The organism is Streptomyces sp. MAI_2237 (assembly GCF_054189285.1).
Map to the genome: position 1 here is coordinate 47002 of NZ_JAJPGQ010000004.1, position 24003 is coordinate 71004.

Consider the following 24003-nt stretch of genomic DNA (forward strand, 5'->3'; position numbering starts at 1 on the left):
CACTCCGCTACGCCGCCGTAGAAGACCTTGCGAAGATTCCGGCTTCACGGGAGCCCGCAAACCGCGTCCCGCTGAGCTATTGGTAGCGGGGGCTCCCGCACAGCACAGCGATCGTGCCGCTGTCGCCGGCCGGTGTTGCGGGGACGAGGCGGACGGTGGTTTTAGGGGTCTTGCTGGTCTCCCAGGGCATGGGGGCAGCCACGGCCTGGGGGGCGAGGGCGGTCAGGGCGACGGTGGCCACGAAGACGGCAGCGACCGCTCGCTTGTGCATACGCATCTGAGACCGCCCCGCTGCACGGCATCGCCGCCGACCTCGGGCTCACCCCGGCCTAACTGGCCCTGGCCTGGCTGCTCCACCAGGACGAACACGTCGTCCCCATCCCGGGCAGCCGCACCCCCGCCCACATCGCCGAAAACCTCGCCGCGCGAGTACAGCTGCACGCAACACTTTGGCCTGGATAGCCCAGGCGCTCAGCCGATTCACCCCCGGAAGGCACCGGCGCTCTGCTCGGCGACTGAGAAGGCCGCACACCACCCCAGGAGCCGTACGAGCGCGCAGGGGACGCCCCGCGTGCGCCGCGCCTGCCGGATCGTCGGCCGCATGTCGACCAGGTGCACACGCTGCCGGCCGGCCGCCCGCCGGCTCCGCCGCCACCTTCGAGATCGCCGGACGGCCCCACATCGTCACCAATCCGCTTCGCCTCGACGGCCGTCAGGCCAGCGACATCGCCCATGAGCTCTCCTACCTGCTGCTCCAGCACGATCTCAGCGAGGTCCGAGAACTCAATGGCACACCCTTGCGCACCTGTCAGCCCGAAGAGGAAGAGCAGGCAACTGCCTTCGGCCGCACTCTGATGCTGCCGCGCCCCTGCTCCTCAGCGCGGCAAGAAAGAGCATGAAGCCCGCCGACATCGCCGCTGCCTACGGCGTAAGCGAGGAAATGTCCCAATATTGCTGCAATATGACAGGCGTAGCCAAGCAGGCCCGTACCCGAACTGGTTGAACGACGCGCCCGCGGCGGGGCGGTGCGTCGCAGATGCCCACCCATCTCAGCGGCCGACCACTCTCATCAAGGCCACGCCATGCACCCGCCTCCAGAGAGGTTCGACCGCGACGCCCGCCGGGCCGAGCTCACCAAGATGCGATCGGCATCTGCGCCGCGGTGCTGCGCCCGGTGGGCACGACGTCGGTGGAAGAGGAGATGCTGCTGAAGGGGGCAGCAAGTCCTGCTTGCCAAGCGGCCGTTGAGGAGGCCAGCATGGCGGCCTGTGCCGGCAGGCGCCGAAGGGTGGGGGATGACCGGGACTGGAGTTGATGACGGCTCGACGGCCCGTCGACGGGCGAGCTGGAAAGCGGTCCGCCCATCTCAGTGGATGGCGGCTTCGTTGGTGGTCCTCGCCGCGGGTGCGGCCGTCGTCCTGTTCTTCACGGCCGAGGTGTGCGACCAGCAGTTGGCATCGAACGGCACAGTCGTCAGAGTGTGCCGTCATCCCCAGATGACAGATCCGCCCATGGTCATCACCGGTCTCGTGATCCTAGTGCTCCTGGGTGTCTTCTTCTCCGAGGTATCCGGATTCGGAATCACTCTGAAGAGGCAGGTAGAAGAGGCCCAAAGCGCAGCGCAGAACGCCATCCGAGAGGCGAGGCAGAGCGACGCGAGACACCAGGAGACCGCCGAGGACCTGGCCGACGGGGTGAGAGAGGCGCTCAGCAGGGCACAGCCCACCGGTAGGCCCGCCGAGCCGCCGGGTGACCCCGTCGATCGGCTGGCGGCGCGGTACAACGAGATCCGGTGGACCATGGCCAGCGGACGCACTCGGACGCAGGCGATGAGCGACCTGGTGGACGAGATGATCCGGCTGCTCCGAGGCACCCGAGATTTCGACGTCGATCAACATCTCCACAGCAGCGACCCCGGGTTGCGGCTGGCCGCCGCCGCTTACCTGTACGCCAACCCGAATCCGGTCTGGGGACCGGCGCTCGCCGAGGCAGCGGTGACCGAGGACAAGCCCTTCAACGAATACTGGGCGCTGAAGGCACTGCGCGAGGTGTTCAGGGGGCACTGCGAGCAGCTGGACGACGCGACGAGGGCGCTGCTTCAGCGCCGTAGGCACGAACTCGGACCGGGGGTCGACCGCTCCGAGCAGATTCGAAAGCTGCTGCGAGACTGCCCGGCGCGGCGCAACGGTCGTACCGTGGTCTGAGGCACGGCCCCCCTCCGCGGCACTGGGATCCACCGCGCCGGCTCCGTTTCGACCTAGGAGCTGTCTTCAAATGGGTCACGCCCACATCAGGAGCGAGGCGAGGGTGACAGCTGCCTGGTAGGACTCGGCGGTCTTGTCGTAGCGGGTCGCGACGCCGCGCCACTGCTTGAGGCGGTTGAAGTACCGTTCCACGACGTTGCGCTGCTTGTAGAGCTGCTCGTCGAAGACCGGTGGACGCCCGCCTCGGCTGCCGCGCCGGAGCCGGTTGCGGATCTGGTCGGCCCGCTCGGGGATGGTGTGACTGATGCCGCGGCGTCGCAGCCAGGTCCGTATCGCGCGGGAGCCGTAGCCCTTGTCGCCCAGCACGGGGGTGGGCCGCACCCGGGGACGGCCCGGGCCCATGCGAGGCACCCGGATTGCCTCCATCACGGTGGTGAACTGGGTGCAGTCGTTGGTGTTGCCGCCTGTGAGCACAAAGGCGAGCGGACGCCCGAAGGCATCGCAGGCCAGGTGAATCTTGCTGGTCACCCCGCCCCGGGAGCGTCCGAGCGCGGGGCTGCGGCGCCCCCTTTTCGGGCCCCGGCGGCATGCTGGTGGGCGCGTACGACGGTGGAGTCGACCGACACCAGCCAGTCGACCTCTCCCGCCGCGTCCGCCCGGGGCCTGGGCGGCCTGGAGCATCCGCTCGAAGGTGCCGTCCAGGGCCCACCGGCGAAAGCGGGTGTGCAGCGTGTGCCAGGGGCCGTACCGCTCGGGCACGTCCCGCCAGGCCGTGCCTGTCCGGAACTTCCACACGATCCCGTTGAGCACGGTTCGATCGTCCAACCGCTTGCGCCCACGCAAGGACGCGGGCAACAGCGGACGGAGGAACTCCCACTCCTCATCGGACAGTTCATGGCGACGTATCACCCGACCATGATCCACTAATCAAGATCAATTGAAGACACGACCTAGGGGTGAGGCGGGTGAAGTGTTGCCAGATGAAGATGCGGGAGGAGAGCATCGCCTCACGGCGCAGCAGTGCCAGTGGCCCAGTTCACCCTCGCAAACGTGGCGGGCCGGGAACAGTTCGAGGGAGCTGACCGTTCATCAATACGTGGCTGCGGAGGGGACGGTGTCCCCGGGCCTCACCTTCCGCCCATGGGGACGATCGTTCGGCTGAAGCCCCGTGGAGCAAACCGCCGAGAGGCGACCGCTCTTCGCACGCCACCGCATACGGCCCTGGCTGGTCTCCCCCGTCCAGCCGGGGCCTTCCCACACCTGCCAAATCCTGGCGCAGGAGGGCGGGCCGGGCGTCGGTGAGAGCGAAGGCCCGCTGCAGGCCCTCGAGGAGGGCAGGCTCGATGCGGTAGATGCGTATCCGGTCGTCAAGTTCGAGCAGCCGGAAGTTGTTGTCCGGGCCGATCCGACGGCGTACCGCCCGCACGGAGGTGAGCGTCCCGCCGATCCGGTTCCTCGGAATTGAGGTGCCGGGATGGCCGGCGAAGTGGGCCTGGATATCGTCGTAGGTGGCACTTCCGCCCACGTCGGCGCGGCAGCGCAGCACGCCGCGGGCGCGGGGCATCAGCGCGGCGATCGTGTCGAACAGCATCCGCTCCGACCAGCCCTGCCACAGGTCGTCGCCGCTCAGATCCTAGGCTGGCCAGGACATCGAGCAGGTTCGGGATGTGAACGTGCAGTACGCACTGCACATCATGAGCTTGCTCGGTCTGAGCATCAGTGTTGATGATCTCGCCGCGTTCCAGCGGGTGACCACCGGGAGGTAACCTCCATGGCAGCCCTGTTCCGCTCCCTTGGCAGCATCGTCGACAGCGGGAAGGCCCTGACATCGCCGCGGACGCAAGGCGACGTCTCAGTGCTATTCCACCCGCACCCCCTGCGGGTTCCAGGAGACACGGGCACCGAGGTCCGTATCGCCGTCCAGGGCCCGCCGGCCTACCGCGTTCTCGGCATCACCCACCAGAGCGCCCTGTTCACGACCATCCGTGAAGCGCTGCGCCTGCCCTGACGCCGGCGGCGTCAACGCTGAAAAGGGGGGCCGGCCGGCTCCCTCTTTCACGACCGGGCGCCGAGTTCGACGGCCTCGTCCACTTCCGTTTTACGCAGGTGCAGTTCGGCGTCCGCCCGCTGCGCGTCGTAGCGGTCGGCGATGTCCTCGTCCTGGCGCATCAGGGCGGTCAGGTCCGCCTTGGCGTGGTCGAGTACGCCCATGGCGGCGTAGGCGGATCGCACTTGGCCGCTCCACAGGCCGATGTCGCGGATGACGGGGACGATCCGGCCGAAGAGCAGGGACCGGTACAGGGTGATCAGCTCGGAGTTCTCCACGTGGTGTATGCACTCCTCCAGCGGCAGGTCGAGCGTCTCGAAGATCTCGCGCCCGGTGAACCGGTCGCGCATCAGGTAGGAGCCCTCGATCACGAACTCCTCGCGCTCCGCGCGCTCCTTGCTGGTCAGCTGGGCGTAGTAGTCCTTGAGCACCAGCCGGCCGAACGCCACGTGCCGGGCCTCGTCCTGCATCACGAAGGCCAGGAGCTGTTTGACCAGCGGTGCGGTGGCCATGTCCCGGTAGAGGCCGAAAGCCGCCAGGGCCAGGCCCTCGATCAGCACCTGCATGCCGAGGTAGGGAAGGTCCCAGCGGCTGTCCCGCAGCGCCTGGTCCAGCAGTGCGGCCAGATCCTGGTTGACCGGGTAGTACATGCCGATCTTGTCGTGCACGAAGCGGCTGAACAGCTCCATGTGCCGTGCTTCGTCCATGACTTGGGTCGCGGCGTAGAACTTGGAGTCCTGGTCCGGCACGGACTCCACGATCCTGGCCGCGACGGTCAGCGCCCCCTGCTCACCGTGGAGGAACTGGCTGAACAGCCAGGAGCCGTGGTGCCGGTCGACCTCGTCGCGGTCCCGCTGCGGCATCCTGTTCCAGAGGTCGGATCCGAAGAGAAGCTTGAACTGGGCGGGGAGTCCGGCCGCGTTGAGCGGGTCGATTCTCTGGTCCCAGTCGATGCGCTTGCCGGCGTCCCACTGCTTGTCCTTGCCCTTTTGGTACAACGCCAGCAGCCGGTCGCGGCCGCCGTCGTACTCCCAGGACAGCCGGGCCGCTCCCGTCATCGGGACGTTCCAGGTCCCGGTGGCGACCGGGGTGGAGTACAGGTCGTAGGAACTCACGGAGCGGCCCTCCCTGTGGCCTGTGCCCGAGCCCGTTGCTCAGACGTTGCCCAGCCGCGCGCCCAGGGCACGGATGATCTCGGTGCCAAGGACGCCCTGGCCGCGGGCGTTGAGATGGATGCCGTCGGTGCTCCACACCGACTCCTCGCGTCCGGTCGGGTGGGTCTGCATGTCGACGTAGACCGCGTCCAGCCGCTCGGACACCGTCCTCATGCGCTGCGAGAGGACGGCGAGGCGCTCGCGGGCCATGTCCCGGTAGCGCGCGTCGAAGTACGGGTTGCCGATGATGTCGAAGAAGCCAGAGGTCACCAGCGTGCCGGCACGCTCGCGCAGGGGCGTGAAGAGGGCTTCGAGTTCACGTTCGGTGGCATCGGGGTCGAAGACCTTGCGCAGGCCGTCGTTGCCGCCGCACAGGGCGATCACCAGATCCGGTTTGAAGTCCAGTGCGGGCTGCAGCTGGCTCTCACGCACCTGGGCGGTCACCAGGTCGCGCCGGCCCAGATTGGTGTACACGAGGTCCGGTCGTACCTCGCGGAGCGCGGCGACCACCAGGGCGGACCAGGTCTCCAGGCGGTAGCCGGGGCGCGGCTCGCTGACGCCCTGGGCGACGCTGTCCCCGACGATCGCCAGCCTGGTCCAGGGGGCGTCGCGCAGCAGGGTGGCGCCCTGCTCGGGTGACATCACGTGCGGATCGTTGCTCTCCGTCAGATCGACCGTGGCCATGTCCCAGTCCTCCGTTGCGTGAGGTGTCCTTCCGATCAACGGTGGCACCCGGCCGTCGCCGCCCGCTGGCGAGAAAGCGACATCATCGCGGGGCCGGTCACCGCGTTGCGTTCTGCGGGTGTGGCGCGGGACGGGACCGCGTCTTACGTGCGTGGAAGCGGACGCTGTGGCCGCTCCGGTCGCACTGCACGGCCACGTCTTCGAACCCCGCCGCCGTCAGCCGGGGCCCCAGTCCGCCGGGGGCCAGGACGTTCATGGTGTCGCCGAGGTGCAGCAGCCGGAACGGCAGCGTCGGCCGACTGTCACTGCCGGCGAAGACCCCGCCCGGCCGCAGCACCCGGAACGCCTCGGCGAACAGCCGGTCCTGCAGGGCACTCGTTGCCACGTGGTGCAGCATCGTGAAGCACACCACGGAGGAGAAGCCGCCGTCGGGCAGGGGCATCGCGGATCCGTCACCGTGCAGGACCCTGACCCGGGGGCTCCAGTTGCGGGCAAGCCGCGCCGCCGTCGGCCCGTCGATCTCCAACGCCGTGACGCGCGGGGCGCGTTCGACCAGGACGCGGAGGTTGGCGCCGTATCCGGGCCCCAGCTCCAGGACGTCCTCGCCCAGCTCGACACCGTCCAGCGCCCACGGCAGCAGGTGCCGCTCCGTGTGCCGGGCCCACCCTCTGGAACTGCACAGCACGCGGTGCGCCTTGTTCATCGGCATGCGGCGACGCTAGGGGTGCGGCCGTCCCGCCCGCTGACGCCGCCGCGCCAGCGCGGTCTCAGCGCTCTGCCCTACGGTGCGGCGCATCCGGCTCGCCGACGCGTGGCTCGTCCCGACGGGCGCGGCGCGTGAGCGTCCGGCCGCATCCGGCCACCGACCTGCGGGGACGCGCATGACCATGTACGCGACGGACTCCCGTCCCGACTTCCTCACCGACTACGCCCCGACCCGTTTCCGGCGCAGGCTCACGCCCTTCTCGCGGGTTCCCGCCACGGGACGGATCGGAGAGGTGTGGCACCTCGCGGCGCGCAATCACCCGCGCCAGCGGATGATCACCGACCGGGCCCCCGATGTCGCCCCGGACGCGCCGCTGGAGGCCACCTATCCCCAGTGGGCCGCGCTCGTGGACGACCTGGCGGGACGGCTGTATGCGCTGGGGGTGCGGGAGTGGGACCGCGTCGCCGTCCTCAAACGCAACCATCTGGACGTCGCGCTGCTGGCGTGCGCCGCGGCGCGTATCGGCGCCGTACCGGCGCTGATCTCCGACAACCATCCGCCGGACACGGTCGCGGTGCTCCTGGAGCGTCTGCGGCGCCCTTATCTGGTGACCGACCGCCGGGCGCTGGCGGCGGCCGCTCTCGTCCCTGCGGCGCTGGGCTCGCTGACCGAGCGGACCGCGTGCGTCGACGGCGTGCCGCCGGACCGATCGGACGTGCTCGACTTCGGCGCGCTGCGCGGCGCGCCCGTGCCCGAGCGGCGGCTGCGCGCCTATGACGAGCCGATGGTCATCACCCACACCTCGGGCACCACCGGCGTGCCCAAGCTCGTGCTGCACTCGGCCGCGTCCCTGTACTCCCTGGGACTGGTGGAGGCCGAACGGTGGCCGGTCTTCGGGCTGCGGGCGGACGACACCGTGGCTTTCTGCCAGCCCTACTCCCACCAGCGGGTGATCACCGGCCTGCTGCCCCTGACGACGGTGGGGCCGAAGCTGCTGATGCTGTCCGACCCCCAGGGGCCCGGGCTGCGCGAGTTGCTGGTGCACCACTCCCCGACCTTGGTGGAGACCCTGCCCAACGCCTTTCTCGCCTGGGAGGACCTGGCCAGGGACGCCGGCAGGCCGTTTCGCAGGGTGCGCGTGTTCGTGAACTCCTTCGACGCCATCCACACCCGGACGATCCGTACCTTCCTGGCCGCCACCGACCGCAGGTTCCCCGTATGGGTCCAGGCGTGGAGCCAGACCGAGGCGGGAGCCGTGGCGATCCGGCCCTACACCCGCCGCTCGGTGCGGCGACGCGGGCACCGTCCACCCCCCACCCAGGTGCTGGGCTGGCCGGTGCCCGGGTTCGGCCGGTTGCGCGCGGTGGATCCGGCCACGGGCAAGGCGGTGCCTCCCGGCGAGGTGGGGGTGATCCAGTTCTCGGCCCCCGGGCGCTGTCTGACCTACGTCGGGGAGCGCGAGCGCCACGAGGGCAAGCGGGAGGGCGACTGGTGGAATCTGGGGGATATGGCGGTCGTCAACCGCTGGGGCGCGGTGCGCCTCATCGACCGCGAGGTGGACCGCATTGACGGGGCCAGCGCGCTGGAGATCGAGGACGTGCTCCTGGACCGGCTGCCCGAGGCCACAGAGGTCATCGTGCTCTCCGTCCAGGGCGGTCTGCCCCGGCCGGTGTACAGCACGCGCGACGACGTCCCCGTCGACACCGTCCGGTGGCGGGCGGTGACGGCCGGGCTGCCGGAGCTGGCCGAGCCGCTGCACATCCGGTGGGAGGAGTTCCCTCGCACGGCGACCTGGAAAGTACGCCGCGTGCAGCTGCGCCGGCAACTGCTCGCGGGCGCCTCCGGCATCGGCTCGGGCGCGTGGACCTGAGGGCTGAGGCGTCCGTCTCAGCCGGATCTCAGGGGCGTTCCAGCCCGAGCTTGAACGATGAGCGCGGAGCAGCAGCCCCGTAGCACTGATGGTGCGTCACCCAGTCATCGAAGGAGCCCGGTGTGATTGTCCTTGGCTACAACGGCTTTACCAACGGTGCCGACACATTCGGGCGGCTGTACGGGGCGACCGGCATCGACCGGCACAGCATCCTCGGACACGACGCGGCCGTGTCCCTCTTCGTGGACGGCGAGTTGGTGGCCGCCGTCGAGGAGGAGCGGATGAACCGGGAGAAGAAGACCTCCGACTTCCCCGCCAACTCCCTTCGGTGGTGCCTGAACACCGCGGACCTGCGCCTGGACCAGGTCGACGCCATCGCCTTCCCGTGGTCCTTCTCCCCCGACGTCACCGACACGATGATCCAGGAGATCGGTTCCAGCGCGTTGACCGTGGAGCAGAAGTTCGACCGGCTCAGGCGGTTCGGGGAGCTCTACGAGGGCCTGGTCTCCAAGAAGGCGGTGCACGCCGACTTCCAGCAGCGGACCGGGTTCGAGCTGCCGGCGGACAAACTCGTGCCGGTGCCGCACCACTTCGCCCACCTGATGTGCGGATACCACCTGTCCGGCGAACAGGACGCGGCGTTCCTCGTCAGCGACGGTCGCGCCGAGCGGCTGTCCTCCGTCATGGGCGAGGTGCGCGACGGAAAGATCCGGCTGTTCGAGAAGTCGTCCATCAGCGTCAACCACTCCCTGGCGCTGCTCTTCGGGGAGATCACCCGGTACCTGGGCTTCATGCCCAACAACGACGAGTACAAGGTGATGGGCCTGGCCGCCTTCGCGCCGCCGCCCTCGGACAATCCCCTGCTGCGGCACGTGGTCGACCTGCAGGAGGACGGCCGCTACACCCTTGCACTCGCCAACGACCCCAGCGGCACCCGCGGTTACTACCCGCTGCTGGACCGGCTGTTCGGCGGTGACGAACGACGCCGCGAGGAGACGGAGTTCCGCGCCACGGTGGCCGCGGCGGCCCAGCACATGGTCGAGGTCGTCACCGCCCACCAGGTGCGCGCCCTGGAGGCCGCCACCGACCTGGACCGGCTGATCTACGAAGGCGGTCTCGCCCTCAACTGCGTGAACAACTCCAAGCTGCTGGAGAACTCCCGCTTCACCGACATCCACGTCAGCTTCGGGGCGAGCGACCCGGGCGTCGCCATCGGCGCGGCCGTCTTCGCGGGCCAGATCAAGGGGCGTCCGCGCCGCGTTCCCGCCACCCCCTACCTCGGCCCCTCCTACAGCGACGAGCAGATGCTCGCTGCGCTGCGCGACCACGCCGACCAGGTCGAGTGGACCGAGCTGGACGAGGAGGCGGTGGCGGAGCAGACCGCCAAGCTGCTGAGCGAGAAGACCGTCGTGGGCTGGTTCCAGGGACGCACCGAGTACGGTCCCCGGGCCCTGGGCAACCGCAGCATCCTCGCCAACCCGGGGTTCGCCGACATCAAGGACATCATCAACACCCGGGTCAAGCACCGCGAGCCGTTCCGCCCCTTCGCTCCGGTGGTCCTGGAGTCCGACGTGGACCGGGTCTTCGTCACGGGCAAGAAGAGCTCCTCGCCGTACATGACGTTCGTCTTCCCGGTGCGGCCCGAGTTCCGCGACGTCATTCCCGGCGCCATGCACGTCGACGGCACCTCCCGGGTGCAGACCGTCACCGCGCAGACGAACCCGAAGCTGGCCGAACTCCTCACCGCCTTCACCGCGTCCACCGGCGTGCCGTGCCTGGTGAACACCTCGTTCAACGTCGCCGGCGAGCCGATCGTCTGCTCCCCCACCGACGCGCTGCGCTGCTTCCTCCACACCGAGATCGACTGCCTGGTCCTCGGGCGCTTCCTGGTCGTCAAGAAGTGACGGACACCGACACGTGAGCGACATCGGCACGGCACAGCCGGGGCAGCTGGAGCGTCAGCCGGTGGGCACGCTGCTGCGGGCGGCGCTGTCCACCCTGACCAGGGGCCCCGGCCGGGTGGCACCGCTGGAGGAGGCCTGCATCGCCTCCGTCGAGTGCGCGCTGCAGCTCGCAGCGGCCGCCGAGCACGCCGAGCGGACGCCGGACGACGAAGGGCTGGGCCGTCAGGCGCGCGAGGCGCTGGCCGCGGCGCGCGCCTCCGTCCTCGCCGCCACCTGTGCGGTGCGCTCCATCGAGGACCGCAGGCGCGGGCTTGCCGGTCGCCTTCCGGGGCGCGAGCGGTGAGCGCCACGAACCCGGTGGGCCCCGGCCGGAGCGAAGAAGCCCGCAACGATGAGGCCCTCGGCACACCGATCCCGGGCGCGGACGTCCCGAGCACCGATGGCACAGGCCTGCCGCTGGCCCGGCAACTGGCCGCCTGGGCCGCGGAACTGCGCCACAAGGACGTACCCGAGCGGATCCTGGACTACGCCACCAGCCAGGTCATGTCCCATCTCGCCGTCGTGCGGGCCAGCTTGAGCCATCCCCTGGGGCGCAAGCTGGTCCGCGCCTTCGGCGGCCCGCTGTCGAGCGACCCCTACCGGGCGGCGCAGGCGATGGCCGGCCTGTCCTCCTGCCTCTACTACGAGGACAGCATGTACGCCGGCCATGTCACGCATGCCTCCGTGGGCGTTCCGCTGGCCTTCCGCGCCGCCCAACAATTGGACGGCCGCGCTCTGTTGACCGCAGTCGTCGCCGCGAACGAGTGTGCCGCCCGGGTCACCGCCGCCGCCGTACTGGGCCCTTTGCGGGGCCAGGGGACCTCCTACACCCAGCTCGTCGGGGCGGTGGCGGCCCGGCTGCACGGAGCGGGTGAACCCGCCGAACGGTGGGCGGACGCCTGGGGGCTGGCCCTGGCCATGCCCCCGTGGCCGCTGCGGCGTGCGCTGGTGGGCAGCGACGCCAAGGTCCTCTCGGCGGCGGCTCCGGTGCGGACCGCCCTGGACGCCTGCGACGCCGCGGCCGCGGGGCTGCGGGGCGCGCACGACATCCTGGAGCACCCGGGGGGCCTGCTGGCCAAGTTCGCCCATGTGCCCTCGCCGGAGACCGTCACGGCCGGGCTGGGCAGCCGCTGGCACACCGAGACGCTGACGTTCAAGATGCACCCGGCCGGCGCCTACGTGGACGCGGCCGTCGACTGCGCCGCACAACTGCACGCCGAGCTCTCCGCCGAGGAGATCCGAGGGATCAGGGAGATCGTGGTCTCTGCCGCCCGGCTGACGCTGGTGATGGACCAGGAGGGCGCCCCCTACATGGACCGCGAGCGGTCGCCCATCATGGCGCTGAACGTCAGCGTCGCCTACAACGTGGCGACCGCCCTGGCCACCGGCTCCGTGCTGCCCGCCGATCTCGCCGAACCGGCGCTCGCGGACCCGCTGCGCTGGTCGCTGGCGGACCGCGTGCGGCTGGAGTACGACGCCGCGCTCAGCCGTCAGGTACTGCGCGCGACCGCGCCGCTCGGCGAGGCGCTGCGCCAGGCCGGGGAGCGGGGCCGGCAGTGGCTCGCGGACTTCATGGGCCCCGCTCTGGCAGCGACACCCGAGGTCGTGGGACCGCCCAGCGGCACGTTCCAGGACGCGGGCAAGGCGGTGGGCGCCCGGCTTGACATCACCCTGCACGACGGCCGGGTCCTGACCGCCTCGTGCGAGCGGCCGCGCGGCTCGGCCGGGCCCGCCACCAGGGCCACCCACCGCGACCTCGTCCGCGAGAAGCTCACGGCGTCGGGCTCCTCTACCGAGGTGGTCGACGCACTCGGCGACCTGGCCTGCCTGGACGCAGCAGAGCTCGACGCCCTCGTCGGCCAAGCACTGTCCGAACCGCTGCCCGCCTTCGGCGCGCTCGTCGAATCCGACCCGCGGCACGGTCCGTGAGCGACCGGGAGACGCCCGGGTCCCACCACGGACGCCGGGTCTCAACGAAGGAGTGAGCACGATGCCCGAGCACACGCCCAGGTTCACCTACCCCACCAAGCGCACCGATCCGCTCGTGCCCCCGGACGTGTACGCGCAGGCGCTGCGCGAGGAGCCGGTGTGCCCGATCACCCTCGCCACCGGCGACCCCGCCTGGTTCGTGGCGCGCCACGAGGACGTCCGTATCGCCCTGTCGGACCGGCGCTTCAGCCGGGAGGCGCTGTTTCGTCCGGGAGCCGCGCGGGCCCAGGTCGTCGAGCCGGATCCGAACAGCATGCTCACCATGGACCCGCCCCGGCACACCCGCCTGCGCAGGCTGGCCAACCGGGCGTTCACCGCGCAGCGGGTGGACCGGCTGCGCCCCTACATCGAGTCGGTCGCAGCTCAGCTCCTGGACGCCATGGAGGCAGGCCCGGCCGAGGCCGACCTCGCCGCGGTCTATGCACGCCCCCTGGCGCTGCGGGTGATCTGCCGGACCCTGGGGGTGCCGTTCGAGGACTACGACCGATTCGGCGCCTGGTCGGACCGGTTCATGTCGCTCACCAAGTACCCGCCCGAGGAGATCAACCGGGCGAACGCCGAGATGCGCGAGTACTTCGCGCATCTGATCGGCCTGCGGCGGGCGGACCCCGGCGACGACCTGATCAGCGCCCTGGTGGCCATCCACGACGAGGAGGGCGAGCCCACCGAGGAGGAGATCGTCGGCCTCGGCGCGCTGTTGCTGCTCGCCGGTCACGACACCACGGTCACCGTGCTGTGCGGAGGCACCGCGACCCTGCTGGGCAACCCTGATCAACTGGCCCTGCTGCGCGAGGATCCCGGGCTCTACCCGGACGCCGTCGAAGAGGTGATACGTCTCAACGGCCCCGGCGGCGGGACCTCGATCCGCATCACCACCAGCGACGTCAAGCTCGGGGGCACCGTCATCCCCGAGGGCTCCGCGGTGCTCGCCTCGGTCGGCACCGCCAGCCGTGACCCCGAGGTCTACCCCGATCCCGACCGCTGCATCATCCGGCGCGAGCACCGCACCCAGGTGGCCTTCGGACCGGGCCCGCACTTCTGCATCGGCGCGGGTCTGGCCCGGGCCGAACTCGCCATTGGGCTGCGCGCCTTGTTCGACCGGTTTCCCCGGCTGCGGCTCGCGGTGCCGACGCACCAGCTGCGCTGGAAGGACTTCGCGGCCCTCGGCGGCTGGGAAGAACTTCCCGTCGCGTGGGGCTGAGCCCTCCATGGCGTTGCCGGCGGCCGCGTTCTTCGACGTCGACGAGACGCTGATCGCGGTCAACAGCATGTACCGCTTCCTGCGCCACCACTTCCAGGTCCGCGGCCGGTCGCGTGCCGCCTTCGAGGAGGCGGTGCGCGGGCTGCGGGTCCTGGCTGAGCGCGGTGCGCCCCGTGCCGCCGTGGCCCGTGCCTACTACCGCCTCTACGCCGGACAGGACGCGCGCGAGCTCGCCGCCCAGGGCCGCGACTGGTTCGAGCGCGAACTGCGCTCCGGGGAGTTGTTCCTGACCGCCACGGTGGACGCGCTGCGCGCGCACCAGCGGCGGGGCGAGCGCGTCGTGCTGGTCTCGGGCTCCTTCGCCGCCTGCCTGGACCCCCTCGCCCAACGACTCGGCGTGGACGCCGTCCTGTCCGCCCGGCCCGGGACGGTCGGCACCATCCACACCGGCGCGGTGGACGCCACCATGATCGGTGAGGAGAAGGCCGTCGCGGTGCGCACCCTGCTCCGGGATCTGGGCCTGCGCGGCGAGCACTGCCACGCCTACGGCGACCACGCCTCCGACCTGCCGATGCTGCTCGCCGTCGGGCATCCGGTCGTGGTGGGGCCGGATGCCGTGCTGGCCCGGCACGCCGAGGCGGGCGCCTGGCGCCGGCTCCCCGGTGCCAGGCCGGCATGACCCGCGCGCGGCCGCCCACGGTCGTTTTCCGGACGTCGTGCCGCGCTCGGCCGACTACGTCGCAAACCTGCCAGCGCCGCACGGCGAAGTCTTGTGAGAGTAAGAGTCGTCCAGCGAAACGACGAAGGGCTGAACACTCATGGACCGGAGCCCGGATCCGGCCGCGACGCGGCCGAACTACCCGGTGGTGGTGACGCTCGCGGCGGGTGCCATCTTCCTCTCGATCCTCGACGCCACCGTGGCCAACCTCGCGGTGACGGACATGCACGGCAGCTTCCCCGACGCCTCGGTCACGGATTTGACCTGGGTCATCTCGCTGTATGCCATCGTGTTCGCCTCGTTCCTGGCGCCCGCGGGGCGCCTCGCGGACGTGCTGGGCCGACGTCGGCTCTACGTCGTCGGCATGGGGCTGTTCACCGCCACCTCCCTGCTGTGCGCGGTGGCCCCCGGCCTGCCCGTGCTCCTGCTCGCGCGGGCCCTGCAGGGCCTGGGCGCGGCGGCGATGATCCCCGCGTCGCTGGCCCTGGTCCTCGCCGACGTGGCGCCGCAGCGCAGGGCGGCCGCGATCGGGCTGTGGAGCGCAGCCGCGTCCGCCGCCGCGGCCGCCGGTCCGAGCCTCGGCGGAATCCTCATCGACACCGTCGGCTGGCGCTCGGTGTTCTTCATCAACGTTCCCCTCGGCATCGCGCTCCTGGTGGGCATCAGAGTGGTGCGCGCCTCCGTCCCGACCGCGACGGGACTGCCCGACGTGCTGGGGACCGTCCTGCTCGCCGCGGGCACCGCACTCGTCGTGCTCGGGGTCACCCAGGGCCCCGACTGGACCTGGGGCGACCCCCGGGTGCTGGGCTGCCTCGCGGGCGGCCTGATCCTGCTCGTCCTGACGCTGGCACGGGCCCGGCGCCACCCCCGGCCCGCCCTGCAGACCCGGCTGTGGGGCAGCAGGGTCTTCGCCCTGGCCAACCTCGTCTCGCTCTTCTTCGGCGCCGCCCTGTACGCGTGGCTGCTGATCGGGGCCCTGTTCCTGGTGGACGTCTGGGACTACTCCAGGATCGTGGCGGGCCTGTCCATGAGCCCGGGGGCGGTGCTCTCCGCCCTGGTGGCGGCTCAGGTCGGACGCTCCCTGAGCCGGCGCAGCCCCCATCTGGTGGTCCTGTTCGGCTCGTTGACCTGGGTGGCCGCCGGCCTGTGGCTGGCGCTGACGCTCTCCTCGCACGCCGCTTTGTGGAGCATGTGGGTCCCGGTCGGGCTGCTGGCCGGCGCCGGGATCGGCGCGGTCAGCACCGGGGTGTCCAGCGCCGCGGCGCTGTCGGTGGAGCCGGCCGACTTCGCGGGTGCCACCGGGCTGAACATGGCGGTACGCCAGATCGGCGGCGCCCTGGGCATCGCCGCGCTGGCGGCCATCTTGTCCGTGCCCGCCTCCAGCGAGGCGGCCCGCTACAGCCATGTGGTGTTCTTCAGCTGTGCCACGGCCACCGTTGCGGGCCTGCTCGGCCTGGGGCTGGCCGCACGAAACCGTCCGGCGCCGGCACGCACCGGGCAGGACGCCCGGCAGGCGGCCGCCGTCGCCGAGGCCGCCGGCGGGCCGGGAGCGGAGCTGTGACGCCGGACGCAGCAGTGCGGGCCCCACGCGAATGGGCGGTCCAGGAGAGCGTCGTCGTCCGTGCACCGGCCGCACGCGTCTACGCCACCGTGGCCCGCATCCGCGACATGGGCCGGTGGAGCCCCGAGTGCTGGGCCGTCCTGTCCCGGCACGCCACACCCCGCACGGGCGACCGCTTCTGGGGCTTCAACCGCCGCGGCGCCTGGGTGTGGTTCACCTCCTGCCGGGTCGTACGGGCCGAGCCGGACCGGGAGTTCGCTTTCAAGGTCACCTCCTTCGCCCTGCCCATCGCCCTGTGGCGCTATCGCGTCATCCCCCACCCTGACGGCGTCGAACTCGTCGAGCAGTGGGAGGACTTGCGGCGCGGCCGCGGTGCCAAGGCAGCCGAGTTCCTCGGCCAGGCCTTCACCGGGACACCTCCGCAGGAACGCGCCGGCGTCAACAGGGCCGGCATGCGCACCACTTTGCACCGCATCGCCCGCGCCGCCGAGGAGCGGGGAGGGCATCGGTGACACACCGCCCGAACCGGCTTCGAACAGGCCCTGGCAACCCCCCATTTCCAGGAGAGCACCGTGACCGGCACCTCCCAGAAAGCACCCCACGGACCGGATCAGCGCGGGAAGGACACGACGTCCCTGGACCGCGTCCCCTGGCGGCGGTTCATCGTGCTCGGTGACATCGGCGCGCGGGGCCTGGTCCCCGGCCGCGGCGCCGGCACACCGTGGGCGGACCGCGTGGCCGAGACACTGCGGTCGATCCGGCCCGACCTGGCCTACCTCAACCTCGGCCGAAGGGGCCACACGGTCGCACAGGTCCGCGCCCGCCAACTGGCCCAGGCGCTGGCCTTCCGCGGCGATCTGGCCGCCGTGGTGGCGGGCGGTCACGAGGCCTTGACGGACCCCTTCGACGTCGACGCGGTGGAGGCGGAGCTGCACCGGATCGTGGGCCCGCTGCGCGACTCCGGCGCCGATGTGATCACCATCGGCCTGTACGGTCCGCGTCTGCTGGCACCGGCGGCCGAGCAGCGCTGCGGCGGCCTTCAGCAGCGGCTGCGGCTGCTGGCCGAACGCACCGGTGAACTCGCCCTCAAACGAGGCGCGGTCCATGTCGATGTGGCCTCCGACCACAGCGGCCGGCGCACCGACGTCGACGACCGTGACGTCGCCGGCGCCGTCATCAGCCGTCTGGTGAGCCATCTCGCCTCGGGACGGGCCGCCGCCTAGGAACGGTGGTTTCCCGCCTCCCCGACGTCCGCGGCCGGAAGCGTCCGGTTCCGCGTCCCCTCCCCTCCCGGCCGAACGGTGGGCGCGCATGCACGAATCAGTGATCCTCGCGGGAGCGTGCACGCCCGGTGGAGATCTCTTCACCGGGCTGGGAACGGTGTGCACCAACGTCCTCGAGGCGATCGTCATCGAAAGTGCGCTCGACCGGGCGCAGGTGTGCATCGCCGACGTGGACTGTCTGATCACCGGACACACCCATGCACGCCGGACGGCCCATCGCGCCTGTCTTCCCGACCGCGTCCCGGTGATCTCGGTGAGCGCGACCGGCCCGTGCAGCCTGCACCCGATCGCACTCGCGGACCGGCTCATCCGCAGTGGGCAACGACAAGTCGTCGTCGTCAGCGGTGTGGACCTGGCCCTTGCCGGGCCGGATCGGGACGAGCACCCCACGCCGCAAAGGCGCGCGGCGGCCGGCGGACTCGTCCTGCCTCGGGACATCGCCCGGGCCCTGGGCCCGGGCGCCCTGTCCGGTCTCGGCGGCCGCGCGGACTGCGCGGCCGCCGTCGTCCTCATGCGCCGCTCCCGGGCCGAACGCCTCGGCCTGCCCTGGCTCGCCAGGGTGGTGAGCGCCCCCGGCACAACGGGCGGACCGAGTCCGTCGTCGTATCAGGACGCCGAGCGTGCCGTGAGCCGGGCCCTGCGCCGGGTGCCGGCGAAGCCCCCGAACCTCAGCCTGGTCCGGGTGGGAGCGCAGCCGGCCGACGGCCCGCAGCAGGAGGGGCCCGCCCCACGCCGTGTGTTCGACACCGCCGGAATGCGGACGGCTCTGCTGCTGGCGCGCGTCCTGGCTCGGCAGGGGCACGGCCTGATCGCCCTGGGCACCTGGGGAGACCATCCGGCCGAGGCGGTCGTCGTCTCCTCCGGTGCGCCCTAGGGGCCGGCGGCACGGCCCCCCTGGGCCGCACAGTGCGGTTTCCGTGCGCTGAAGCGCGCATTTCAGCGGGCTATCAGCCCACTCTGCGAGATTCCGGCCACTACTGCCGAAGGTCGGACGGATCCACATGGGAACCTCTGTTGATGAAGCCGTAGGGAACAGTGATTACAGCGGAAAGCTGTCCGAACTCCGCGACATACGGGACCGGTTGCTCAATGGCCCGGACGAACGGGCGACCCGGGCACAGCGGGCGAAGGGAAAGCTCACGGTGCGCGAGCGCCTCGACGCTTTCCTGGACCCTGGCTCCTTCACCGAGATCGACGCGCTGCGCAGACACCGCGCAACCGTCTTCGGAATGGCCGGCAAACGACCGCACACGGACGGCGTCATCACCGGCTGGGGCACGGTGCACGGCCGCAAGGTCTTCGTGTACGCCCACGACTTCCGCATCTTCGGCGGGGCCCTGGGCGAGGCCAACGCGGAGAAGATCCACAAGCTGATGGATCTGGCCGCAACCACCGGGGCTCCCCTGGTGAGTCTCAACGACGGCGCCGGAGCCCGGATCCAGGAAGGCGTCTCGGCGCTGGCCGGGTACGGAGGCATCTTCCGGCGCAACACCCGCAACTCGGGGGTCATCCCGCAGATCAGCGTGATGCTCGGCCCGTGCGCGGGCGGCGCCGCCTACTCCCCCGCGCTGACGGACTTCGTGTTCATGGTGCGCGGCACCTCACAGATGTTCATCACCGGGCCGGACGTCGTCGAGGCGGTGACCGGGGCCCGCGTGACCCATGACGAGCTCGGCGGCGCCCAGGTACACGCCGCGACCTCCGGGGTGGCCACGCTCTGCTACGACGACGAGGAGTCCTGCCTCGAGGACGTCCGCTTCCTGCTGACCATGCTCCCCTCCAACAACCAGGAGCCGCCCCCCTGGGCGCCGGCCGGTGACCCGCCGGGCCGCCGCACCGAGCGGCTGCTCGAACTCGTTCCCGTGGACCCGGGCCGCTCCTACGACATGCGCGCCGTGATCGGCGAGATCGTCGACGAGGGCGAGTACTTCGAGGTGCAGCCCGCCTGGGCCGGCAACGTCGTGTGCGCCCTGGCACGGCTGGACGGCCACGTCGTGGGCGTGGTCGGCAACCAGCCGGCCGTCCTGGCCGGCGTGCTGGACATCCACGCGAGCGAAAAGGCCGCCCGATTCGTGCAGTTCTGCGACGCCTTCAGCATTCCCCTGGTCACCCTCGTGGACGTACCGGGCTTCCTGCCGGGCCTGGACCAGGAACACCAGGGCATCATCCGGCACGGCGCGAAGCTGCTGTACGCCTACTGCAACGCCACCGTCCCCCGTGTCCAGGTGATCCTCCGCAAGGCGTACGGGGGTGCGTACATCGTGATGGACTCGCGGTCCATCGGCGCCGACATCTCGCTCGCCTGGCCGACGAACGAGATCGCGGTCATGGGCGCCGAGGGCGCGGTCAACGTGATCCATCGCCGCGAGATCGCCGACGCCGCGGATCCGGCAGCCGTGCGCGCCCAGAAAATCAAGGAATACCAGCGCGAACTCATGCACCCCTATTACGCCCCCGAGCGCGGTCTGGTCGACGACGTCATCGATCCCGCGGAAACCCGGTCCGCGCTGATCCGCTCACTGGACATGCTCAGGACCAAGCACGCACCGCTGCCTTCCCGCAAGCACGGAAATCCGCCGACCTGATCGCACGACATCCTCGGGAACCCCACGCCATGAACGGAATCAGACGATTTCAGACATCCGCATTCCGTCGACGGCGGTCACAGCCCTGCGGAGCACGAGGTTGACCTGCGCCGGTCCGCCAGACCCGCCGACAGGCCGAACGAGTCCGCAGATTCCCCGGAACCATTTCCCGCCATGATCGGCGCAACAGCGCGGAAACATTACCCGGACACGGTTGAATCGGGCACATTGATCACTTAGGCTCGCCAGGAGGCGAATTAATGTTCGAAGCCGCCGCTTTACACCGATGAAGGTCGAGGCAACCTCATCTTCACCCTTCGGTTGCCCTCCGCCGTCACATCGCAGATACGGGGGAACAGCAGAATGCAAGTAAAGCTGCTCGGGCCATTACAATTGATCGAGGAGGGTGTTTCCATAGAAATTCCGGGAGAAAAGCTCAGGGCCATCACGGCAGCCCTGGCCCTCACGCCCGGCACCCCGGTGCTCGCCGCGGACCTGCTGGACGAGCTCTGGGGGGACCGCCTGCCGAAAACGGCGGAGAACTCCCTGCAGTCCCACATCGCCCGACTGCGTCGCATCCTGGCGCGCCAGACCGGCAGGCCGAGCACGCGGGACCTCATCCGCACCACGCACTCCGGCTACGTACTCGACGTCGATCCCGAAGACGTCGACGCGCTCTGGTTCACGCACACCGTGGAAATGGCGAGCCAGTACGTCGGGAAAGATCCCGAGCGCGCCATCGAACTGCTCTCCGCGGCGTTCGCCGCCTGGCGGGGCCCGGCGTTGCTGGACGCGGGAAACGGCATGACGTGCCGCATCGCCTATGCGCGCCTGGAGGAGACCAAGCTCATCGGCCGGGAGTTGTTCATCGCCGCCCAGCTCAAACGCGGCCGGCATCAGCAGGTGATCCCGGAACTGGAACAGCTGCTGACCCAGCACCCGCTGCGGGAGCGTTTCGGCGAACAACTGATGACCGCCCTGTACCGGTCCGGCCGCCAGGCGGACGCCATCAGCGTCTACCGTCGCGTGCAGCACAACCTCTCCGCGGAACTGGGGATCGACCCGGGCCCCGGAATGCAGAGAAAGCTCAAGGAGGTGCTGCAGCAGGAGGAGAATCTCCTGAGGTGACAGGGCCGCCGCGGTGACGCCGTGGACGGTGCGGGCTCATACCGACTTGGTCACCCGCAGTATGTGCCATACCGCGGCCAGACTGGCACCGCCCTCGAAGGCCAGGTACTCGGGCAGCACCAGGTGCGGCCCCCACTTCTCCTTGTACGCCAGCTGACTGGCGGCCGGATAGACCGCCTCCCCCTTCTCGGCCAGGAGCCTGAGGAACTTGCCGGTCAGGGCGCTGCTCGGCGTCAGTTCATGGGAGGCGTCCAGGCCGGTGAACGGAGTGAAGCCGAAGTGCAGCCACTCGGCCTGCTCGCGCGAGAAGGTCTCCAGCGCGGTGGCGTTGACGGCCTCCATCACCCCCGGCGGCGCGTCGGGCAGACGCCGGCTCAAATCGTGCAGCCAGCCCGGTCGTGACCCGTAGGCCGGTGCGTAGGAGATGTAGGCCACCGGGCGGCCCTCGAGCGTGCCCAAAAACAGCCGTCGATACTGCTGTACCGGCCCGCCGATCTCGCCGATCAGGAACTCGATCTCCTTGACGTGCCGCCCCTTGCCACGCAGCCAGGCCGCGTCGATGTCCCGGACGCTCTCGCGGTGGTCTGCGTAGGCGACCTCCGCCACCTGAAGACCACCGCGCCGGGCCCGGGAGATCTTGTTGCGGAGCTTCATGAACCGCGAGCCGCGGAGCGTGAATTGTGGAAGGTGCACCGCGTAGGAGGACCCCACCTGGTTGAGGGTGAATCCGTTTGCCGCGTACAACTCGGCGTCCGAGCGCTGCAATTGGATGCCCACGATACGGCGCCTGCGGTCTCGGGCGTGCCGCTTGAATTCCTGGAGCACCGCCGCCTGCCGGTCGCGGGGGCCGAAGACACCGCCGAACTGGACGAAGAAACGGCCGGCTTCCCGGTAGGTGACGAGTTCGCCCCCGTCGCCGATGAACAACCGATTGCCGGCGTTCAGTGCAAGGAAGGAGCTGGGGTTCTCCGCGTACTTCTGCACGGCGGCCAGAGCTGCCTGCGCAGCCTCCTCGCCCTTCGGTGAATTGTCTGGCACCTGGCTCACCCTCCACCCCTCCCGTTCGCCCGACAAAACCTCGCACAAGGTAGGCGGGACCTGCCGCATCCCGCTGACGTCGAGGTATCAGCCGGCTTTCAGCCGCTTGTCAGAAAGCCCTGTGAGGATCGCCGACGCGGCCTTTTCGGCAGCTGGTCCGGTTGCACACCGAAGGAGTGAGCGTGGGCAGTACGCAGTTGTCCCGTACGTTTTCCCAGCGCCCGCATCAGCGCGGCACGCGCAGGGTTCCCGCACGGCTGCGCACTTATCAGTCCTATGTCGGTGGACAGGAAGTGCCCGGCGGGGACTGGGTCTATGTACTCGACGCCGATTCCCTGCTGGACGACGTGTTCGCGAATCTCACCCTCAAACGCAAACTCGAACAGGGACGCATCGCACCCGACGACCTGCCGGCCACCGTCGTCGGACGCGTCGCCAAGGCCGGCCGGGACACGGTGGAACAGGCGGTCGAGGCCGCCGCCGCGGCCGCCCCGGCATGGGGCGCCATGCCGGGGCACACCCGGATCGACACGGTGGGCCGGCTGCTGCACGCCCGGCTGTCCGAGCACGCCGAGGACATCGCCGCCATCCTGGTCGAGGAGGGACACCCGCTGGCCCTCGCCCGATGGCAGGTGTCCGGCATGCTGGAATGCTTCGGCGCGGAGTCGATCGGCTTCTACCGCGCCCAGATGCTCCAGGAGTTCCACCGCGGCGAACGCCGCCTTCAGGTGCGGCGCCAGCCCGACGGTGTGGTCTGCCTCAATCCGCCGCAGAACGCCCCCCTGTCCAGCGCCCTGCTCGGCGTGACGGCGCTCATGGGCGGCAACGCGCTGGTGGTACGCGCGCCGCGCAGCGCGCCGCTGGGGGTCATGTACGTCATGCAGGAGATCGTCGCGCCGGTGCTGGCGGAGGCCGGCGCCCCGCCGGGAACGCTCAACGTCGTCTGCGGCGACCCGGCCCCGATGCTGAACTGCTGGCTGGCGCACCCCGCGGTGAACGACATCATCTACTTCGGCAGCAGCGACAACGGGCTGAAGTTCGAGGCCCGTTGCATCGAGGCCGGCAAGAAGCCGATCCTCGAACTGGCGGGCAACGACGTCGTCACCGTGTGGAAGGACGCCGACGTCGAGCTCGCGGCGGAGGCCCTCACCGAGAGCTTCTACGGCTCCGGACAGCTCTGCATGATCCCCAACCAGGTGCTCGTGCACCCCGACGTCGCCGACGACCTCGTGCGCCGGCTCGTCCGGCAGATCGGCCACATCCGCCCGGGTCACCCGTGGGAACCGGACGTGCTGCTGACGCCGGTGCTGCGCAACGAGAAGTTCTTCTCCTGTCTGAAAGACGCGCGCGACAAGGGTGCCGAGGTGGTCTGCGGCGGCTCCGCGATGCAGCTGGACGAGACGCGGGACCCCAACGGCATCTTCCTCGAACCGACCGTCGTCGTGGTGCGGGGGGTCGAGGGGGCCCGCGAACTCGACGCCGTACGCCATGAGACCTTCTTCCCCCTGCTCCCCCTCATCGTCGCCGACCCCGCCCCGGACCGCGAACTCCTCGACACCTTCGTCGAGTTCGTCAACTCCAGCCACTACGGGCTGCGCAACTCGCTGTGGGCGCAGGACGACGGCGTCGTCGAGGAGTTCGTCACCCGGGTCCGCAGCGGCGGCCTGCTCAAGGTGAACGACTCACACATCGGCTTTTTGCCCTACCTGCCCACGCACGGCGGCACCGGCCTGACGGGCGGCGTCTTCGGCGAGGCCAACTACCCCATCCTGCGCACCTCCCACCTGCAGGGCGTGAGCATCAGCTCCGGCTCCAGGCCCCGGGACGCGGTGTTCGGCGCCTGGCAGAACCTCGTCGCCCAGCGCCCCTGACCGGTCGCGCACACACGGACG

At 70.4% G+C, this 24003-nt stretch carries 24 protein-coding genes; 17 read left to right on the plus strand and 7 right to left on the minus strand.

All coding sequences use genetic code 11. From position 1 onward, the window contains the following. Positions 1 to 76: 76 nt before the first annotated feature. The gene (locus LN251_RS27275) at positions 77 to 277 is read right to left on the minus strand and encodes a hypothetical protein (protein WP_458246842.1); all 201 of its coding nucleotides are present in this window, start codon (positions 275 to 277) and stop codon (positions 77 to 79) included. Between the two features lie 62 nt (positions 278 to 339). Here LN251_RS27275 and LN251_RS27280 point away from each other — a divergent pair, with 62 nt between their 5' ends. The 3 genes from LN251_RS27280 to LN251_RS27290 all read left to right on the plus strand — a co-directional run bounded on the left by LN251_RS27280 (position 340) and on the right by LN251_RS27290 (position 2204). Next, on the plus strand, positions 340 to 462 hold the full coding sequence (locus tag LN251_RS27280) for a hypothetical protein (protein WP_458246980.1): 123 nt from the start codon (positions 340 to 342) through the stop codon (positions 460 to 462). After that, the gene (locus tag LN251_RS27285) at positions 450 to 899 is read left to right on the plus strand and encodes an ImmA/IrrE family metallo-endopeptidase (RefSeq protein WP_458246843.1); all 450 of its coding nucleotides are present in this window, start codon (positions 450 to 452) and stop codon (positions 897 to 899) included. Before LN251_RS27280 ends, LN251_RS27285 begins: the two co-directional genes overlap by 13 nt. Positions 900 to 1385: 486 nt before the next feature. Then, on the plus strand, positions 1386 to 2204 hold the full coding sequence (locus LN251_RS27290) for a hypothetical protein (RefSeq protein WP_458246844.1): 819 nt from the start codon (positions 1386 to 1388) through the stop codon (positions 2202 to 2204). Positions 2205 to 2279: 75 nt separating this feature from the next. On the opposite strand, the gene LN251_RS27295 is transcribed toward LN251_RS27290, so the two are convergent. Beyond that, complete coding sequence (locus LN251_RS27295; protein ID WP_458246845.1) at positions 2280 to 3128, minus strand: IS5 family transposase; 849 nt, start codon at positions 3126 to 3128, stop codon at positions 2280 to 2282. Between the two features lie 112 nt (positions 3129 to 3240). Further along, positions 3241 to 3795, minus strand: a complete 555-nt coding sequence (locus tag LN251_RS27300) for a hypothetical protein (RefSeq protein ID WP_458246846.1) — start codon at positions 3793 to 3795, stop codon at positions 3241 to 3243. 180 nt (positions 3796 to 3975) lie between these two features. Between LN251_RS27300 and LN251_RS27305 the strand changes: the two genes are divergently transcribed. Further along, positions 3976 to 4212 carry a hypothetical protein gene (locus LN251_RS27305; RefSeq protein WP_458246847.1) on the plus strand — a complete coding sequence of 79 codons (237 nt, stop codon included), beginning with the start codon at positions 3976 to 3978 and terminating at the stop codon, positions 4210 to 4212. 47 nt (positions 4213 to 4259) lie between these two features. Here the strand turns inward: LN251_RS27305 and LN251_RS27310 are convergent, their stop codons facing one another. The 3 genes from LN251_RS27310 to LN251_RS27320 all read right to left on the minus strand — a co-directional run bounded on the left by LN251_RS27310 (position 4260) and on the right by LN251_RS27320 (position 6798). Then, positions 4260 to 5366, minus strand: coding sequence for a ferritin-like domain-containing protein (locus tag LN251_RS27310; protein WP_458246848.1), 1107 nt, complete (start codon positions 5364 to 5366; stop codon positions 4260 to 4262). A 39-nt stretch (positions 5367 to 5405) separates the two neighbouring features. Further along, positions 5406 to 6089 carry an SGNH/GDSL hydrolase family protein gene (locus LN251_RS27315; protein ID WP_458246849.1) on the minus strand — a complete coding sequence of 228 codons (684 nt, stop codon included), beginning with the start codon at positions 6087 to 6089 and terminating at the stop codon, positions 5406 to 5408. A 97-nt stretch (positions 6090 to 6186) separates the two neighbouring features. Next, positions 6187 to 6798 carry a class I SAM-dependent methyltransferase gene (locus LN251_RS27320; protein WP_458246850.1) on the minus strand — a complete coding sequence of 204 codons (612 nt, stop codon included), beginning with the start codon at positions 6796 to 6798 and terminating at the stop codon, positions 6187 to 6189. A 172-nt stretch (positions 6799 to 6970) separates the two neighbouring features. On the opposite strand from LN251_RS27320, the gene LN251_RS27325 reads away from it, so the two are divergent. The 12 genes from LN251_RS27325 (at position 6971) to LN251_RS27380 (ending at position 21073) form a co-directional block, all read left to right on the plus strand. Continuing rightward, positions 6971 to 8665: a class I adenylate-forming enzyme family protein gene (locus LN251_RS27325; protein WP_458246851.1), complete on the plus strand. Its 1695-nt coding sequence runs from the start codon at positions 6971 to 6973 to the stop codon at positions 8663 to 8665. Positions 8666 to 8787: 122 nt separating this feature from the next. Continuing rightward, positions 8788 to 10569 carry a carbamoyltransferase family protein gene (locus tag LN251_RS27330; protein ID WP_458246852.1) on the plus strand — a complete coding sequence of 594 codons (1782 nt, stop codon included), beginning with the start codon at positions 8788 to 8790 and terminating at the stop codon, positions 10567 to 10569. A 13-nt stretch (positions 10570 to 10582) separates the two neighbouring features. Further along, positions 10583 to 10912 (plus strand): hypothetical protein, encoded by a 330-nt coding sequence (locus tag LN251_RS27335; RefSeq protein ID WP_458246853.1) that lies wholly within the window; start codon positions 10583 to 10585, stop codon positions 10910 to 10912. Further along, entirely contained in the window at positions 10909 to 12537 is a 1629-nt protein-coding gene (locus LN251_RS27340; RefSeq protein WP_458246854.1) for an MmgE/PrpD family protein, read from the plus strand. The genes LN251_RS27335 and LN251_RS27340 overlap by 4 nt, the downstream gene beginning before the upstream one ends. A 61-nt stretch (positions 12538 to 12598) precedes the next feature. Then, on the plus strand, positions 12599 to 13798 hold the full coding sequence (locus LN251_RS27345; RefSeq protein ID WP_458246855.1) for a cytochrome P450: 1200 nt from the start codon (positions 12599 to 12601) through the stop codon (positions 13796 to 13798). A gap of 7 nt (positions 13799 to 13805) precedes the next feature. Beyond that, positions 13806 to 14477, plus strand: coding sequence for an HAD family hydrolase (locus LN251_RS27350; RefSeq protein WP_458246856.1), 672 nt, complete (start codon positions 13806 to 13808; stop codon positions 14475 to 14477). Positions 14478 to 14616: 139 nt separating this feature from the next. After that, positions 14617 to 16077, plus strand: a complete 1461-nt coding sequence (locus LN251_RS27355; RefSeq protein ID WP_458246857.1) for an MFS transporter — start codon at positions 14617 to 14619, stop codon at positions 16075 to 16077. Then, complete coding sequence (locus tag LN251_RS27360) at positions 16074 to 16589, plus strand: SRPBCC family protein (RefSeq protein WP_458246858.1); 516 nt, start codon at positions 16074 to 16076, stop codon at positions 16587 to 16589. Before LN251_RS27355 ends, LN251_RS27360 begins: the two co-directional genes overlap by 4 nt. 60 nt (positions 16590 to 16649) lie before the next feature. Continuing rightward, the gene (locus LN251_RS27365) at positions 16650 to 17300 is read left to right on the plus strand and encodes a GDSL-type esterase/lipase family protein (protein ID WP_458246859.1); all 651 of its coding nucleotides are present in this window, start codon (positions 16650 to 16652) and stop codon (positions 17298 to 17300) included. Positions 17301 to 17388: 88 nt separating this feature from the next. Beyond that, positions 17389 to 18234: a thiolase family protein gene (locus LN251_RS27370; RefSeq protein ID WP_458246860.1), complete on the plus strand. Its 846-nt coding sequence runs from the start codon at positions 17389 to 17391 to the stop codon at positions 18232 to 18234. A 127-nt stretch (positions 18235 to 18361) separates the two neighbouring features. After that, entirely contained in the window at positions 18362 to 19945 is a 1584-nt protein-coding gene (locus LN251_RS27375; RefSeq protein WP_458246861.1) for an acyl-CoA carboxylase subunit beta, read from the plus strand. A 363-nt stretch (positions 19946 to 20308) separates the two neighbouring features. After that, a complete protein-coding gene (locus tag LN251_RS27380; protein WP_458246862.1) occupies positions 20309 to 21073 on the plus strand; it encodes an AfsR/SARP family transcriptional regulator in 765 nt (254 codons plus the stop codon). 36 nt (positions 21074 to 21109) lie between these two features. On the opposite strand, the gene LN251_RS27385 is transcribed toward LN251_RS27380, so the two are convergent. Next, positions 21110 to 22120 carry a bifunctional lysylphosphatidylglycerol flippase/synthetase MprF gene (locus LN251_RS27385; protein WP_458246863.1) on the minus strand — a complete coding sequence of 337 codons (1011 nt, stop codon included), beginning with the start codon at positions 22118 to 22120 and terminating at the stop codon, positions 21110 to 21112. A 173-nt stretch (positions 22121 to 22293) separates the two neighbouring features. Between LN251_RS27385 and LN251_RS27390 the strand changes: the two genes are divergently transcribed. After that, on the plus strand, positions 22294 to 23982 hold the full coding sequence (locus tag LN251_RS27390) for an aldehyde dehydrogenase family protein (RefSeq protein WP_458246864.1): 1689 nt from the start codon (positions 22294 to 22296) through the stop codon (positions 23980 to 23982). Positions 23983 to 24003: the final 21 nt, after the last annotated feature.

Excerpts from the sequence above, each read along its gene's own strand:
- LN251_RS27375 (WP_458246861.1), top strand. The coding sequence starts at position 18,362 with ATGGGAACCTCTGTTGATGAAGCCGTAGGGAACAGTGATTACAGCGGA.
- LN251_RS27315 (WP_458246849.1), bottom strand. The coding sequence starts at position 6,089 with ATGGCCACGGTCGATCTGACGGAGAGCAACGATCCGCACGTGATGTCA.
- LN251_RS27320 (WP_458246850.1), bottom strand. The coding sequence starts at position 6,798 with ATGCCGATGAACAAGGCGCACCGCGTGCTGTGCAGTTCCAGAGGGTGG.
- LN251_RS27305 (WP_458246847.1), top strand. The coding sequence starts at position 3,976 with ATGGCAGCCCTGTTCCGCTCCCTTGGCAGCATCGTCGACAGCGGGAAG.
- LN251_RS27350 (WP_458246856.1), top strand. The coding sequence starts at position 13,806 with ATGGCGTTGCCGGCGGCCGCGTTCTTCGACGTCGACGAGACGCTGATC.
- LN251_RS27345 (WP_458246855.1), top strand. The coding sequence starts at position 12,599 with ATGCCCGAGCACACGCCCAGGTTCACCTACCCCACCAAGCGCACCGAT.
- LN251_RS27355 (WP_458246857.1), top strand. The coding sequence starts at position 14,617 with ATGGACCGGAGCCCGGATCCGGCCGCGACGCGGCCGAACTACCCGGTG.
- LN251_RS27300 (WP_458246846.1), bottom strand. The coding sequence starts at position 3,795 with ATGCTGTTCGACACGATCGCCGCGCTGATGCCCCGCGCCCGCGGCGTG.
- LN251_RS27370 (WP_458246860.1), top strand. The coding sequence starts at position 17,389 with ATGCACGAATCAGTGATCCTCGCGGGAGCGTGCACGCCCGGTGGAGAT.
- LN251_RS27325 (WP_458246851.1), top strand. The coding sequence starts at position 6,971 with ATGACCATGTACGCGACGGACTCCCGTCCCGACTTCCTCACCGACTAC.
- LN251_RS27275 (WP_458246842.1), bottom strand. The coding sequence starts at position 277 with ATGCGTATGCACAAGCGAGCGGTCGCTGCCGTCTTCGTGGCCACCGTC.
- LN251_RS27380 (WP_458246862.1), top strand. The coding sequence starts at position 20,309 with ATGCAAGTAAAGCTGCTCGGGCCATTACAATTGATCGAGGAGGGTGTT.